The 14,897-nt window shown below is 72.7% G+C and carries 15 protein-coding genes; 8 read left to right on the top strand and 7 right to left on the bottom strand.

Translation table 11 applies throughout. The annotated features are described in order from the left end of the window. Positions 1-52 precede the first annotated feature (52 nt). Positions 53-298 carry an acyl carrier protein gene (locus BM051_RS01095; RefSeq protein WP_092526549.1) on the top strand — a complete coding sequence of 82 codons (246 nt, stop codon included), beginning with the start codon at positions 53-55 and terminating at the stop codon, positions 296-298. Positions 299-333: 35 nt separating this feature from the next. Then, a complete protein-coding gene (locus BM051_RS01090; RefSeq protein ID WP_092526546.1) occupies positions 334-1,581 on the top strand; it encodes a beta-ketoacyl-[acyl-carrier-protein] synthase family protein in 1,248 nt (415 codons plus the stop codon). Positions 1,582-1,971: 390 nt separating this feature from the next. Here the strand turns inward: BM051_RS01090 and BM051_RS01085 are convergent, their stop codons facing one another. The 3 genes from BM051_RS01085 to BM051_RS01075 form a co-directional block, all read right to left on the bottom strand. Beyond that, positions 1,972-2,571 (bottom strand): hypothetical protein, encoded by a 600-nt coding sequence (locus BM051_RS01085; protein ID WP_243859284.1) that lies wholly within the window; start codon positions 2,569-2,571, stop codon positions 1,972-1,974. Between the two features lie 63 nt (positions 2,572-2,634). Then, positions 2,635-3,138 (bottom strand): DUF3145 domain-containing protein, encoded by a 504-nt coding sequence (locus tag BM051_RS01080; protein WP_092526544.1) that lies wholly within the window; start codon positions 3,136-3,138, stop codon positions 2,635-2,637. Between the two features lie 243 nt (positions 3,139-3,381). Further along, positions 3,382-4,860, bottom strand: coding sequence for a S8 family serine peptidase (locus tag BM051_RS01075; protein ID WP_092526541.1), 1,479 nt, complete (start codon positions 4,858-4,860; stop codon positions 3,382-3,384). Positions 4,861-5,149: 289 nt separating this feature from the next. Here BM051_RS01075 and BM051_RS01070 point away from each other — a divergent pair, with 289 nt between their 5' ends. Next, positions 5,150-7,198: a hypothetical protein gene (locus BM051_RS01070; protein WP_092526538.1), complete on the top strand. Its 2,049-nt coding sequence runs from the start codon at positions 5,150-5,152 to the stop codon at positions 7,196-7,198. 180 nt (positions 7,199-7,378) lie between these two features. Further along, the gene (locus BM051_RS01065; RefSeq protein WP_092526535.1) at positions 7,379-7,924 is read left to right on the top strand and encodes an Lsr2 dimerization domain-containing protein; all 546 of its coding nucleotides are present in this window, start codon (positions 7,379-7,381) and stop codon (positions 7,922-7,924) included. Here BM051_RS01065 and BM051_RS01060 read toward each other — a convergent pair. The 4 genes from BM051_RS01060 to BM051_RS01045 form a co-directional block, all read right to left on the bottom strand. Continuing rightward, positions 7,911-9,296: an NAD(P)(+) transhydrogenase (Re/Si-specific) subunit beta gene (locus BM051_RS01060; RefSeq protein ID WP_092526532.1), complete on the bottom strand. Its 1,386-nt coding sequence runs from the start codon at positions 9,294-9,296 to the stop codon at positions 7,911-7,913. The genes BM051_RS01065 and BM051_RS01060 overlap by 14 nt on opposite strands. Further along, positions 9,293-9,598, bottom strand: a complete 306-nt coding sequence (locus tag BM051_RS01055) for an NAD(P) transhydrogenase subunit alpha part 2 (protein WP_092526528.1) — start codon at positions 9,596-9,598, stop codon at positions 9,293-9,295. Before BM051_RS01055 ends, BM051_RS01060 begins: the two co-directional genes overlap by 4 nt. Continuing rightward, positions 9,598-10,713: a Re/Si-specific NAD(P)(+) transhydrogenase subunit alpha gene (locus BM051_RS01050; RefSeq protein WP_243859283.1), complete on the bottom strand. Its 1,116-nt coding sequence runs from the start codon at positions 10,711-10,713 to the stop codon at positions 9,598-9,600. Before BM051_RS01050 ends, BM051_RS01055 begins: the two co-directional genes overlap by 1 nt. 126 nt (positions 10,714-10,839) lie before the next feature. Then, positions 10,840-11,520, bottom strand: coding sequence for a TetR family transcriptional regulator (locus BM051_RS01045; protein WP_243859282.1), 681 nt, complete (start codon positions 11,518-11,520; stop codon positions 10,840-10,842). A gap of 130 nt (positions 11,521-11,650) precedes the next feature. On the opposite strand from BM051_RS01045, the gene BM051_RS01040 reads away from it, so the two are divergent. The 4 genes from BM051_RS01040 to BM051_RS01025 all read left to right on the top strand — a co-directional run bounded on the left by BM051_RS01040 (position 11,651) and on the right by BM051_RS01025 (position 14,581). Then, a complete protein-coding gene (locus tag BM051_RS01040) occupies positions 11,651-12,751 on the top strand; it encodes a ferredoxin reductase (RefSeq protein ID WP_092526518.1) in 1,101 nt (366 codons plus the stop codon). An 11-nt stretch (positions 12,752-12,762) separates the two neighbouring features. After that, positions 12,763-13,881 (top strand): fatty acid desaturase family protein, encoded by a 1,119-nt coding sequence (locus BM051_RS01035; RefSeq protein ID WP_092526515.1) that lies wholly within the window; start codon positions 12,763-12,765, stop codon positions 13,879-13,881. Between the two features lie 11 nt (positions 13,882-13,892). Beyond that, positions 13,893-14,090 (top strand): hypothetical protein, encoded by a 198-nt coding sequence (locus BM051_RS01030; protein ID WP_092528333.1) that lies wholly within the window; start codon positions 13,893-13,895, stop codon positions 14,088-14,090. An 80-nt stretch (positions 14,091-14,170) separates the two neighbouring features. Then, positions 14,171-14,581 (top strand): secondary thiamine-phosphate synthase enzyme YjbQ, encoded by a 411-nt coding sequence (locus BM051_RS01025; RefSeq protein WP_092526512.1) that lies wholly within the window; start codon positions 14,171-14,173, stop codon positions 14,579-14,581. The last annotated feature ends 316 nt before the right edge of the window (positions 14,582-14,897 follow it).

Here is a 14,897-nt window from a genome sequence, read left to right as displayed (position 1 = left end):
GGTGCCCGCCGGCCCGACCCATCGCAGCACACATTGAGGAAGGAAGTCCACAGTGGCAGACAAGGAAGCGATCCTGAACGGCCTGGCCGAGATCGTCGAGGAGGTGGCCGGCGTCGCGCAGGACGACGTGACCACCGAGAAGTCGTTCGTCGACGACCTGGACATCGACTCGCTGTCGATGGTGGAGATCGCCGTGCAGGCCGAGGACAAGTTCGGCGTGAAGATCCCGGACGACGAGCTCGCCAACCTCAAGACCGTCGGCGACGCCGTGGACTACGTCGCCGCCAACTCCAAGTAGCCCGGGCCACGAGCCCGTAACCTCGGGAGACTCCAATGAGCAACACCGACGTCGTGATCACCGGGCTCGGCGCGACCACGCCGCTCGGCGGGGACGTCGCGGCCACCTGGGACGGCCTGCGCGCGGGCCGGAGCGGGGTGCGCAGCATCGAGGCCGACTGGGTCGACCGGTTCGACCTGCCGGTGCGGATCGGGGCCACGCTCGCCGAGGAGCCGACGGAGAAGCTCCCGCGGGTGCAGGCGCGCCGGCTGGACCGGTGCGAGCAGATCGCGCTCATCGCCGCCCGGCAGGCGTGGGCGGACGCCGGCTTCGCCGAGCCGACGGACGAGCACACCGATGTCGACCCCGACCGGCTCGGGGTGTCCATCGGCACCGGCATCGGCGGTCCGCTGACCCTGCTGGCCCAGGACGACATCCTGGAGCAGCAGGGCATCCGCAAGGTCTCCCCGCTGACCGTGCCGATGCTCATGCCCAACGGGCCCGCCGCGCACGTCGGGATCGAGCTCAGGGCGCGGGCCGGGGTGCACTCGCCGGCGTCGGCGTGCGCCTCCGGCGCCGAGGGCATCGCCACGGGGTACCAGCTGATCCAGTCGGGCCGGGCGGACGTGGTGATCGCGGGCGGCACCGAGGCCTGCATCGCGCCCATCACCATCGCCGGGTTCGCGCAGTCCCGCACGGTGTCCACCCGCAACGACGACCCGGCGCGCGCGTCCCGCCCGTTCGACACGGAGCGGGACGGGTTCGTGCTCGGCGAGGGTTCCGGTGTGGTGGTGCTGGAGCGGGCCGACCACGCGGCGGCCCGCGGCGCTCGGGTCTACGCCCGGTTGGCCGGGTTCGGCCTCACCTCCGACGCCCACCACATCACCGGCAACCACCCGGAGGGCATCGGCCAGATCTCGGCGATGAACAACGCGATCCGGATGGCCGGGCTCACCCCGGCCGATGTGGGGCACGTCAACGCGCACGCCACGTCGACGGTGGTCGGCGACATCGGGGAGGCCGCGGCGATCCGCAACTCCGTCGGCCAGCACCCGGTGGTCACCGCGCCGAAGAGCGCGCTCGGCCACCTGGTCGGCGGTGCCGGCGCGGTCGAGGGCATCGTCACGATCTTGTCGCTCTACCACGGGATCGTCCCGGCGACGCTGAACCTCGAGAACCTCGACCCGAAGGTGGAGCTCGACGTCGTGGCCGGCGAGCCGCGCAAGATGGAGCTCACCGCGGCGATCAGCAACTCGTTCGGCTTCGGCGGCCACAACACCGCCCTGCTGTTCACCACGTCCTGAGCCGGCGCCGGTGGGGGTGGCTCGGTCCAAGCCGCCCCCACCGGCCTGCCCGGTACGCGCCGCATCGTTTCCGTCGCGCGGCGAGAAGCGGTCCTGGGCGAGCACGTCCTGACGCGGAGTCAGCGGGCAGGGCACCGGAGATCGGTGCGTGATGGCAGCTGGCCCGACCATCGGCAAGCCCGAGGCGGTGGTCCCGTGGTTCTCCCCGTCCCCTTCGTCCTTGCCGGCTTGTGCGGGGTGGGGCTCGGGTCAAGGGTGAGCGAAGCGAATCGCGCAGCGACGCCGAAGGCGCCCTTGAGGCGAGCCCCACCCCGTAACACACTGCCGGCCAGAAGGGGACGGGACACCGCACCCGGAAGCCGAAAGTCTCAGAGCACTCCTGGCAACTGATCAGCTCTGCGGGCAGGGCTCCCGCTCGGGGGTGGTCCCCGCCGGGACCGTGTCCAGCTTCCACTGGCCGCCCTCCCGGAGCACCGGTAGCGCGAGGCGCCAGTGGACGCAGGTGGCCGGCAGCCCCGGCGGCGCGTCGGCGACGTCCTGGGTGCTGGTGAACGCCACCAGCACCTGCAGCCGCCCCTGCGGCGCGGTCTCGATTCGGTACACCAGGATGTTGCCGTCCCGGGTGCTGCGGTACTCGGTCAGCCACTCCCGCTTCGGCTTGACCGCGACCCGCTCGACGGTGACCGTGGTCTTCCAGCGCTCGTAGTTGCGCCCGTTGATGGCGTCGAAGTACGCCTGCAGCAGCCGGCGCACCGGCTCGCCCTCCGGATGGGTCGCGGCACCTCGTGCCAGCCGCACCATCGGGGAGCCCGGCTGCTGGTCCGGCGGCAGCGGCGTGCTCGTCGGGGTGGCGATCACCGCGTCGACCGGCTGCTCCGGCGGTCGGTACAGCTCGCGAGCCAGCAGGCCGCCGCCAACCGCGAGCGACACGACCACGACGAGCGCGGGCACCAACCACGGCAGCGTCACACGGGTTCTGTCGGCGGGCACGCCGACGAGCCTATCGGCAGTGGACCGGAGTCGTTCCCCCTCGTGGGTCGGGGTTACCGGGACTCAGCCGACCTGGTGCAGCCAGGTGACCGGAGCCCCGTCCCCGGCGTGTCGGAAGGGCTCCAGCGCCTCGTCCCAGTTCGCGCCGAGCAACTCGTCGAGCTTGTGCGCGAGCTGCTCGCCGGCCCGGCACTGCGCGACGAGGGTACGCAACTGGTCCTCGCCGACGACGATGTCGCCGTTGGCGCTGGTGCGGCCGTGCCACAGGCCCAGGCCGGGGACGTAGCAAAAGCGCTCACCATCCACCCCGGGACTCGGCTCCTCGGCCACCTCGAAGCGCACCATCGGCCACGCCTTGAGCGCGGCGGCCAACTTGGCGCCGGTGCCGGCCGGCCCGCGCCAGTCGCACTCGGCGCGCAACTGGCCGGGGGCGGCGGGCTGCGCCGTCCACTGTAGATCCACTCGGCCACCCAGGGTGCCCGAAATGGCCCACTCGACGTGCGGGCAAACCGCAGACGGCGACGAGTGGACGTACACCACACCATGGGTGCTGCCACGGGTGCTCACTGCTGACCTCCGCTACTCGACGAGGGGCGTCTTCCCCTACGACCTCGCGAGCATCGGATGCCTCGAGCGGGACTCGTGGCGAGTCCTAGCGCACATTGTGCACGGCGATCATCACTTTGGCCACAGGAACACCACAACTCTCATCCGTCGCAGCGCCGGTGACGTCGCCCCACCGTACCGGGAACCGCCCCCGCACGCTCGGCGATCACTCGTGCGGGGGCGTTGTCCCAGGTCGACGGCGGGTCAGAACCCGCCGAGCAGCCGTGCCGCGGCGACCGCGTCCACCAGGCCGGTGCCCTTGTCGTAGCTCGACGTGTATTCATCCACCCGTTCGTAGGGCGCACCATCGGTGTACTTGTAGGCGGTGGCCTTCAGCGCGTGCTCGATGTCGCCGGGCGTGGCGCCGGGGACCGCCTGGAACAGCTGCGCGACGATGCCGGTGATCTGCGGGGCCGCCATCGACGTCCCGCTGATCACGTTGTAGGTCGCCACGTCGAGCAGCCCCGGTCCGTTCCTCGACTGCAGGCCGGTGGAGCAGACCACGAGGTACGGTCGGCACGCGGAGAGGATCTTTTCACCCGGCGCGGAGACGTCCGGCCAGCTGCGCGAGTCGGTGCGCAGGCCGCGGGAGGAGAAGTCGGACACGGTGCCGTCCCTCGTCCCGGTGCCCTGGTCGAAATAGGACCCGACGGAGATCACTCCGGGTGTCGGGTCCTGGCCCGGCGGGTTGCTGTGGTTGGCCGAGCCGTCCCCGCCGTCGTTGCCGTTCGCCCACACGGTGACCACGCCCTCGGCGGCCAGCGCGCGCTGCAGCTTCACGGTCGCCGAGTTCGAGTCGAACTCCCCGCCACCGCTGGGACCGTACGAGTTGTTGATCACCTTGATCGGCGGGCAGGTGCTGTCGGGAACGCCTGCGCCACAGGGGGCGCGGTGGTTCTCCAGCACCCAGTTCAGCGCGGCGTCGCTACCGAGCACCACCAGCGCGGCGCCGGTGGAGATGCTGACGATCTTCGCGCCCGGGGCCGAGCCGCCGGCCTCGCCGCCGTCGGTGAGCGTCAGGTCCCGGCCCGCGGCGATGCCGGCGACGTGGGTGCCGTGCCCACCGAGGGAGAGGGTGTCGGTGTCCACGGAGTTGGGCACGGTGAGCACGCAACCCGTCTCGGTGCCGCTCAGGCAGACGCTCTTGAGGTTGCGCACCACGCGGGTGCGCCCGTCGGGGCCACGGAACGCGGGATGCGTCGGGTCGATGCCGGTGTCGATCACCGCCACGCTCACCCCGGTGCCGTCGAGCGGGGCCCCGTCCGCGCCGCGCAGGGTGGCGCGGGCCTCGGCGCTGCGGGTGGCCGTGGTGCCCGTGCTGGCGTACACCCGAATGGGGTCGTTGTGCTCGAGGTAGGTCACCCCGGGCGCCCCGCGGGCGGCCCGCACCTGCGCCGCGGTGCCCCTGGCGGCGACGACACCGATCCTGCGGAATGTGGTGACCTCGGTCAGGCCCGCGGCGCGCACGGCGTCGGCCGCCGCGGCGGCGTCGGTGCCGTGCACCAGCACGGTGAGCGGGGTGGTCGCCGTCGCCGACGCCAGCACGGCGTCGAGCGACCGCGACACCGGTGCCGGTGGGTCACCGCCGGTGGCCACGGCTGGGGTGGCGCCGGCCACCGCCAGTGCGAGGACAGCCACGACGATCGGGCCCGATCGGCCGCGGCGCAAGGTGCGTGGACGCATTCACTCTCCCACTTCGAGGCCCCCTGATTACTGGCCAGTAGCACTCAAGCTGGTGACACCAATCACTGTCAATATGGTGTTCCGGTGATCGGATCGGTACAGATCCCCCTTCTGGGGCTACCCCTGTCGGGTGAACCGACTGCGCTGCGTGTCGCCGGGGTGGGACCAGGGGCCGCGGCCGGCCGGCCCCGGGGCGGGGGACGCGGATGAGCGGGCCGCCGAGTGGTGTGGCCGGTGCCCCGCGCTAGCGTGGGGATCGGCGAGAAGGCCGGACTGCGGGAGGTGCGGCGTGCGAACGATCCGGCTGGCCCGGCAACCGTCGGTCGTGTCGGCGGACATCCGGGCCGCGCTGGCGTCGCTCGGCCGCGGAGAGATGGTGGTCGGCGGGGTGGCGCTGGTGGGGGTGCGCGCGCCGGACGGCGACGAGGTCGTCGACGCGGTGGTGGTCCTTCCCCGCGGCGTGCTCGTGGTGGTCGGCGTGGACCTGCCGGACCCGGCGATGCGGCTGACCGCGCCGCTGCACGGGCAGTGGCGGTCGGACGGGTGGCCGCTGGTCGGCGACGGCGACAGCGTGAACCCGGCGACCGAGGCGCTCGCGCTGGCCGATCGCGTCGCCACGCGGGTGCGCGCGCTGCCGGACATCGACACCGCCGTCGGCACGGTGATCGCGGTCGGTCCGTACGTGGACACGGTGGAGCAGCCCGCGGCCGAGTTGGCCGGGCCAGTGCGGGTGCTGTACCCCACGCCGACCACCATGCTGGCGGCCACGGTGTCGCTGGCGCTGGCCGACCGGTCGCTCACCGTCGGCCAGGCCCGCCGCCTCGTGCGGGCGCTGGCGCCGAGCGTGCCAGAGCCGAACGAGGAGACACTGGCCGCGGAGGGCTTCGTCGGGGACCCGGCGATGCCGGCGGGCGAACCGGGCCCGGCGTGGTCGGCGAGCGCGCTCCCGACCACCGTCGGGCCGGACCGTCCGGCGAGCCAGGGCCCTCGGCCCGAGCCGGCCGCCGGGGACGACGGGGAGGCCGACCCCGCGGACCGCGCTGACCACGCGGACCAGTCGTCGCGGTCCAATCCCTACCAACCCGAGCCCCACCACCCCGAGCACGCAACCACCACCGAGCACTTCCGGACCGAGCCACCGGCCATCCCGCCAGGTCCCCGGCCCGCAGCCGCGGCGCCGAGCGACGTGCAGGGGACGACCATGCCGGCCGGGGACGACGCGGAGCCCGTCCCACCGGCGACCCGGGAACCGCGCCCTCCGGCCGAGCACCCTGGAACGGCGAGCACCGAGCCCGCACCCGACCGAGCCGCCACCGTCCAGTCCAGCACGCCGGGCCACCGAGCCACCACGCCCGGTGCGCCCTCGGCGCGGCACCTGTCCCGCCCCGAGTCTCCGGCGGCACGCACGTCGACCCCGCCGAAGGACCCGCCCGCCTCCGGGCAGTCCGACGTCCGAACCGAGCGTCCGGCCCGGGACGTCCACACGGCGGCCACCTCGCCGAAGGGCGCGGAGCCGCACCCGGGAAACCAGGCACCGGAACCCTCGGTCCCCGGCGAGCATCCGGTCACGGAGACCACCACGCCGGTCGAGCACCCGGGACCACCCGCCCCGGCGGTCGCGACGGCCGCCACCGCGGCTCGCCCGGCGACGGCGCCGGGTGGCGAACCGACCACCCCGTCCGCCACACGCCCGGCCGCGCCACCCGGCCCGCTCGCCGCGCCGGCGCCGCCTCACCAGACCGGGAAACCACAGCGACTCTCCGCGGCGACCCGCTGGCTGCCGCTGGCCGCCATCGCCCTGCTGCTCGGCCTGGTGGTGCTGGCCATCGTGCTGGCCACCAGCGGTGGGAACGAGCCCCCACCGCCGCCACCGCCCACCGCGACGGAGACCCCCGCGCCCGCGGTGCACGGCGTCGAGCTGACCCCCCGGGCGTCCGGCACCGCGCCACGGTGCTCGGCACACACCACGGGCGACCTCCAGGCCACGCTGCAGGGCGGCGAGTGCACGGCCCTGCGCCGCGCCAGCTTCGAGGCCGTCGTGCAGGGCCGAAGGGCGGCGATCTCGGTCGCCGTGCTCAGCTTCCCCGACGAGCGGCGCGCCGAGGAGGTCCGGCGGATCGCCGACACCCCTGGTGGCGGCGCGGTGGTGGACCTCGCGACGCAGACCGACCAGTGGCCACCGCCGGCGCCGACCTTCGCCGGCGCCGCCTACACCAGCAAGCCCGGCGGGACGAGCATCCGCCTCGTCCAGGCGTGCTGGCTCGACGGCCCGTCCCGGCCGAACGACCCGGACCTGGCCCGCGCGGCCGACGCCGGACTCGCCGTGCCACTCCCCTGAGCCCGTCCCGGGCATCGCCCGCCCTGGGCCGGCGTGACCCCGGTCACCCCCACCGAGACTTACGGTCCACATCGGACAATAACAGGGCGACTGTTGGGTGTCGTCGCCCTCGCCCGCCAGGGATCGCCGCTACCCGACAGGTATTCTCGCCCGGCGAGCGCAACGAGTGGGGAGGACCAGGTGGCCAGGAGCAGGCAGGTGCGCGTGCTGGACGATCTCACCGGCGAGCCCGCCGTGGAGACGGTCCGGTTCGCCGTGGACGGCGTCCGGTACGACATCGACCTCGCCGCCGGCAACGCCTCCGCCCTACGGGAGATCTTCCAGCGCTACATCGACCACGGCCGGCGCACCGGCGGCCGGCGGCGCATCGTCCGGTTGGCCGGAAACGCCGGCGCGGCGAGCCGGACGGGCACCGGCGCCACGGCGAAAGCCGGACCGACAACCGTCGCGAAGGCCACGACCCGCAAGACCACGACCCGCAAGACCACGACCCGCGAGGCCGCGACCGGCAAGTCCGCCGCCGGCGGGACCAGCACCGCCGTCAAGGGCAAACCCCGCGCCGCGAACGGCAAACACGCCGACGCGAACGGCAAACACGGCAGCGCGAACGGCAAACACGCCGGTGGTGGCACGGCAGGGCGGCGGAAGGCGCCACGCAAGCCACCGCCGGTGCTGTTCTCCGCCGCCGAGCCGCCGCCCGCGCCGATGCCCGCTACAGCCCCTTGAGCTCCTCGACGATCTCGCTGACCGACGACTTCGCGTCACCGAACAGCATGCTCGTCCTCGGGTCGTAGAAGAGCTCGTTGTCGATACCCGCGAAACCCGAGCTCATCGAGCGCTTGATCACGATCACCGAGCGGCTGGTGTTCACCTTGAGGATCGGCATGCCGTAGATCGGCGAGCTCGGGTCGCTCTGCGCGGCCGGGTTCGTCACGTCGTTGGCGCCGATCACCAGCGCGACGTCGGTCTGCGGGAACTCCGAGTTGGCCTGGTCCATCTCCTTGAGCTGGTCGTAGGGCACGTCCGCCTCGGCGAGCAGCACGTTCATGTGGCCCGGCATCCGGCCGGCCACCGGGTGGATGGCGTAGGACACGGTGATGCCCTTGGCCTCCAGCAGGTCGGCCATCTCCCGCACGGCATGCTGGGCCTGCGCCACGGCCATCCCGTACCCGGGCACCACCACGACCCGGTCGGCGTAGGCGAGCTGGATCGCCGTGTCGGCCGCGCTGGTGGTGCGCACCGGCCGGTCGGTGCCGCCACCGCCGCCGGCGGCCACGTCACCGCCGCCGAAGCCGCCGGCCACGATCGCCGGGATGGAGCGGTTCATGGCCTTGGCCATCAGGTTGGTGAGGATCGAGCCGGACGCGCCGACGATCATGCCGGCGACGATCAGCGCGGTGTTGTCCAGCGCGAGCCCCATCGCCGCCGCGGACAACCCGGTGAGCGCGTTGAGCAGCGAGATCACCACGGGCATGTCCGCGCCGCCGATCGGCAGCACGACCATCACACCCAGCACGCCCGCGGCGACCAGCACACCGACGATCCACCACTCCGAGTGCCCACCCGCGGCGATCACCACCGCGCAAACCACCGCGCCGACCAGCAGCAGCACGTTCAGCGGCTGCTGCAGCACGCCCAGGGTGACCGGCCGACCGGGGAGCAGCTCCTGCAGCTTTCCGAACGCGATGTTCGAGCCCCAGAACGAGATCGAGCCGATGATCGCGGCGAACAGCGAGGCGATGGCGACGTAGCGCGGCTCGTGCGCGTAGCCGGCGGTGTCCCGGAACTCCACCCACGCGATCAGCGCGACCGCGCCGCCGCCGACACCGTTGAACAGCGCCACCATCTGCGGCATCGCGGTCATCTTCACCTTGCGCGCCGCGGGGATGCCGACCGCCGTGCCGATCGCCAGCCCGAGCACGATCAACCACCAGTTGCCCATGCCCGGGATGAGCAGCGTGGCGACCACCGCGATCAGCATGCCCACCGCGGCGATCCAGTTGCCGCGCACGGCGGTGCGCGGGCCGGTGAGCCCCATCAGGCCGTAGATGAACAGCGAGAACGCGATGATGTAGAGAACGCCGATGAGGCTCGTCATGCGTCGGTCCCGTCCTTCGCCTTGGCCGGCTTCTCCTTGAACATGCCGAGCATCCGGTCGGTGACGAGGAACCCGCCCACGACGTTGATGGTGCCGAAGGCGATCGCGATCACCAGCAGCACCTTGTTGAGCACGCCCTCGGTGCCGAGGCCGAGCACGATCAGCCCGCCGAGCAGCACGATGCCGTGGATGGCGTTCGTGCCGGACATCAACGGTGTGTGCAGTGTGTTCGGGACCTTGGAGATCACCGCGAACCCCACGAATCCGGCGAGCACCAGGATTGCCAGGCTCTGTACCAGCATCAGTCCACCTCCGCCCGCTCGGCCTCCGGCGCCCCGGCGACACACGCCCCCGCGACGATCTCGTCCGAGAAGTCCAGCGCGAGCCGCCCCTCGGCGTCCACCAGCAGCTCGAGCAGCTCGGTGAGGTTGCGCGCGTACAGCTCGCTGGCGTGCACCGGCATCTCGGCCGGAAGGTTCAGCGGGGCGCAGATCGTCACGTCGTGCGCGACCACCTCCGCCCCGGGCTGGGTGAGCGCGCAGTTGCCGCCGCTCTCCCCCGCCAGGTCGACGACAACGCTGCCGGCCCGCATCCCTCGCACGGCCTCCTCGGTGACCAGGGTCGGCGCCCGCCGCCCCGGCACCAGCGCGGTGGTGATCACGACGTCGAAGCCGGTGATCGCCTCGGTGAGCCGGCGTTGCTGCTCCGCGCGCTCCTCCGCGGTGAGCTCCCTGGCGTAGCCGCCCTCGCCGACCGCCTCGATGCCGAGGTCCAGCCACTGCGCGCCGACCGAGCGCACCTGCTCGGCCACCTCGGGGCGCACGTCGTAGCCGGTGGCCTGGGCACCCAGCCGCTTGGCGGTGGCCAGCGCCTGCAGCCCGGCCACGCCGGCACCGAGCACGAGCACCTTTGCCGGGGGCACGGTGCCCGCCGCGGTGGTGAGCATCGGGAAGAACCGCGGCAACCGCCGCGCGGCCAGCAGCGTGGCCCGGTAGCCGGCGACGCCGCTCTGCGAGGACAGCGCGTCCATCGCCTGCGCCCGGGAGATCCGCGGGACCGACTCCATCGCGAAGGCGGTCACCCCGGCCTCCCGCAGCGCCCGCACACCATCCACGTCGGACAGTGGGGCGAGGAATCCGATGAGGACGGTGCCGCGGGCGAGCCGGGTGATCTCGACCTCGGTGGGCGGCGCGACCTTGAGCACGACGTCGGTGGCCCACGCGTCGCCGATCCGGGCACCGGCGCGCTCGAAGTCCTCGTCGGCCAGGCGCGCGGCGGCGCCGGCGCCACTCTCGACGACGATCCGCAGGCCGCGACCGGTCAGCCGCTCGACGAGCTTGGGGACCAGCGCCACCCTGGTCTCACCGGCCCGTGACTCCCGCACCACGCCGACGGTGAGCGGCTCGGTATCTCCCACGGCGACCTCCGGATCGCTGTCGTCTCGATCCCCAAGGTCTACCATGACCGGGCAACGAAACGGCAGCAACATACCAAGGACCGGAACCAAGCCGACTACCGCGACGTGCTGATTGGGTCGAAAAGCCTACTTTCGGTTGGATTGGTCTCCACCGGCACGGTACGAGGGCGAACCACGCCAGTGGGCGGCACCGAGCGCGATCAGCCGCAGCCGCTCGCGCGCCGTGTCGACGATCCGCCCGTCGGCCTCCTCGTCGGGCCCTCGCGTGTCGAGCAGCTCGACGACGGTGGGCTGCAGCGCCGCGACGACCAGGTCGGCCACCAGGTACAGGTCCTCGGTGCCCAGCTCGCGCAGCGCCGGGAAACGTGCCAGGTCCACCGCGAGCTCCCTGGCGAGCAACCGCAGCTCGACGTCGATCGCGAAGCGCACCCGCTCGACGCCGCCGTAGCGTTCCTTGACGAGGAACCGAAAGTGGTCCTCGTGCGTCCGGACGTGCTCGCGGAGCACACGCACCGAGGCATGGATCGGGTCGCCGCGCCCGGCGGCGTGGCGGACCGCGCGCATCGTCGCGTGCAGGGTGCGCGCCGACTCCTGGGCGAGGGCGAGGCCCAGCTCCTCGATCGACTGGAAGTGCCGGTAGAACGCGGTCGGCACGACACCGGCACGCTTGGCCACCTCGCGCAGGCTCAGGCTGACCAGGCCGCGATCGCCCAGCAGCCCCCACGCGGCTCGCTGCAACGTCAGCCGGGTGCGCTGCTTGCGCTCCACCCGGCTCGCGGACGCGGCAGGCTCCCCGGCTACGGCCATACCGGACAACCTACGCCCGTCCGCGGCATCGTCCATGTCACACCACCTCCCCTCCCCGGGTTGACATCCGCCCCGGCTCGCGGTTCAGTGTACATATGTTCACCGACTTCCCCGAGTCGTGGAGGTCCCGATGACCGCCCTCCTGACCCGGCCGCGCGCGGCCGCCGGCCGGCTGGCCGCGTTCGCCGAGGCGCTGCTCACCCCACACGGCGTGGACCGCTACCTGGAGCTGCTGCACCCGATGCTGGTGCGCGGGGAGGTCCGCGGCGTGGTGACCGGTGTGCGGCGGCAGACCCGTGACACGGTCACGCTCACCGTGCGGCCGAACCGGGCGTGGCGCGGGTTCACCGCCGGCCAGCACGTGCGGGTGTCGGTCGACATCGATGGGGTGCGCCACGTCCGCTGCTACTCGCCGGCCAGCTCACAGCACCGGGCCGGGACGGTCGAGCTGACCGTGAAGGTCGACCCGCAAGGCCTGGTGTCGCGGCACCTGCGCCGGACCGCGGCGCCCGGCATGGTGCTCGGCCTCTCCCAGGCCGAGGGCCCCTTCACCCTCCCCTGGCCACGGCCGGAGCGGCTGGTGCTCATCAGCGGTGGCAGCGGGATCACGCCCGTGCTGTCGATGCTGCGGACGCTGGTCGACGAGGGGCACACCGGCGAGGTCGCGTTCGTGCACTACGCGCACACGCCGGAGGACGTGCCCTACCGCGCCGAGTTGGCCGGGCTCCGCGCGCGCCATCGCGGGTTGCGCGTGCTGTTCGGTCACCCGCGCGCCGAGCGGAGTGGCGACCTGCCCGGCCGGTTCGGCGTCGAGCACCTGCGGGTGGCGGCGCCGTTCCACCGGAGGGCGCGGGCATACGCGTGCGGGCCGCCGTCGCTGCTCGACGCGGTGCGGGCCACCTACGCCGCCGAGAGGTTGAGTGAACAGTTGCACACCGAGGAGTTCAGCCCGCCGCCGGTACCCGCGGACGGCACGGCGACCGGGACCGTCCGCTTCACCCGTAGCGGGCGGGAGTTCGCCAACTCCGGGCGGACGCTGCTGGAGCAGGCCGAGGAGGCGGGACTGCGGCCGGAGCACGGCTGCCGGATGGGGATCTGCCTCTCCTGCACCAAGGTCAAGTCCCGTGGCCACGTCCGCAACGTCCGCACCGGCGAGCTGTCCGTCGACGACGACGTCGAGATCCAGTTGTGCCTCTCGGTCCCCGGCGGGGACGTCGAGATCGACGCCTGAGGAGGCGACCCATGACCGGACTGCAGGACCGCCTCACCCCGGAGCAGGTGGAGGCGTTCGGCCGCGAGCTGGACGAGCTGCGTCAGCGCGTCGTGGCCGACCTCGGCCAGGCCGACGTCGACTACATCCGGAAGCTGATCAGGACGCAGCGCGGGCTGGAGGTGCTCGGCCGCGGACTGCTGTTCGCCGGGTTCTTCCCGCCGGCCTGGGTCGCCGGCGTCGCCGCGCTCTCGCTGTCCAAGATCCTGGACAACATGGAGATCGGCCACAACGTGATGCACGGCCAGTACGACTGGACGCGCATCCCGGAGCTGAGCTCGCGGCGGTTCGAGTGGGACACGTTGGCGCCCGCGGAGAACTGGCGGCACTCCCACAACTACGTCCACCACACCTACACGAACGTGTTGGCCAAGGACCGCGACATCGGTTACGGCGTCCTGCGGATGGACCCGGACCAGCCGTGGCACCCCTACTACCTGGGCAACCCGGTGTACGCGGCGCTGCTCGCGGTGTTCTTCCAGTGGGGCGTGATGCTGCACGACCTGGAGGTGGAGCGGCTGGTCAGGGGCGAGCGGCGGTGGGTGGAGCTGCGCGAGGTGCGGGCCCGGATCCGGCGCAAGGCCGCGCGGCAGATCGGCAAGGAGTACGTGCTCTTCCCCCTGCTCACCGGCCCGCTCGCGCCGCTGACCCTGCTCGGCAACGCGACGGCGAACCTGACCCGCAACCTGTGGGCGTTCGCGATCATCTTCTGCGGGCACTTCCCAGCCGACGTGGAGAGCTTCACCGAGGAGGAGACCGCGAACGAGACACGCGGGCAGTGGTACCTGCGGCAGATCCTCGGCTCGGCGAACATCACCGGCGGCCCGCTGTTCCACGTGCTCAGCGGCAACCTCTCGCACCAGATCGAGCACCACCTCTTCCCGGACCTCCCGGCGCGGCGGTACCCGCGGATCGCCGCGGAGGTGCGGGAGACCTGCGAGCGGTACGGCCTGCCCTACCACACCGGGCCGCTGCACCGGCAGCTCGCGTCGGTGGCGAAGAAGATCGTCTCGCTGGCGCTGCCCTGGACCGGGCGGCGGAGGGCGGACCGGACTAGCCTGACCGGGGACGGATCCCGGTCGGCCGCGTAGGAGTGGGGCAGATGGTGGGGCGGTTCGAGAGCGGCAAGGACACTGTGCAGGAGCTCACCGAGTCGGCGGCGACGCACATCGGCAACATCGCGACGATCATCACCGGCGCGGTGCGGGACATCACCAGGGAGACCGGTGACTGGCTCACCGACCTGATCGAGATGCGCGAGGCGGTCCGGCGGGCCCGCGCCGACGACGAGGTGGACTGAGCCGGGCCGAGCGGGTTGGCCGGCGACGCCGGCGGGAACCCTGGCCGCGGTAGCCGAACGCGCGAGGGAGGGCGAGGCGCATGTACTCCACCGAGATCGAGGTGCGTACCGGCCGGAGCGCGGTGGTGCACGACCTGACCAAGGACGCCGAGGCGTTCCTCACCGAGAGCACCGGCGGGGACGGCCTGCTGCACGTGTGGGTGCCGCACGCGACGGCCGGGCTGGCCATCCTGGAGACCGGCGCCGGCAGTGACGACGACCTGCTGATGGCGCTGGACGAGCTGCTGCCCCGGGACGACCGGTGGCGGCACCAGCACGGCAGCCGTGGTCACGGCCGGGATCACGTGCTGCCCGCGCTGCTGCCGCCGTACGCGTCCGTTCCGGTACTCGGGGGCATCCTCGCGCTGGGCACCTGGCAGTCGATCTGCCTGGTGGACACCAACCTGGACAACCCGGTGCGCCGCGTCCGGCTCAGCTTCCTGCCGGGCTGACCGGCCGGGCAGCAGCACCAGCACCAGGCCGAGCACCGCCATGCCGGTCAACACCCAGACGCCCAGGGCCACGTCGGGCGCGGCGAAGCACGATCCGGGAGATCGCTTCCCGTTGCTCCAAACGGGTGACGCGAAGGGGGGCCGCCATAGGCGTAAGTAAAACACTGACGCCTGCGAGGGGGGTGATCATGGAGTGCGGATGGCTTGACGAAGGCCGGCCGACTGCCCGGCGGCGGTGAGGGAGCCACGCCGCTGACCAGCAGCTTAGCCGCATAAGGCCGGGGTCACCACGCCGTACAACCTGCGGAGGTCGTCC

This window comes from Amycolatopsis arida (genome assembly GCF_900115565.1).
GTDB classification, from domain to species: Bacteria; Actinomycetota; Actinomycetes; order Mycobacteriales; family Pseudonocardiaceae; genus Yuhushiella; species Yuhushiella arida.
The sequence above is the reverse complement of the archived record's forward strand: the minus strand, read 5'-3'. Positions and strand labels throughout refer to the sequence as shown.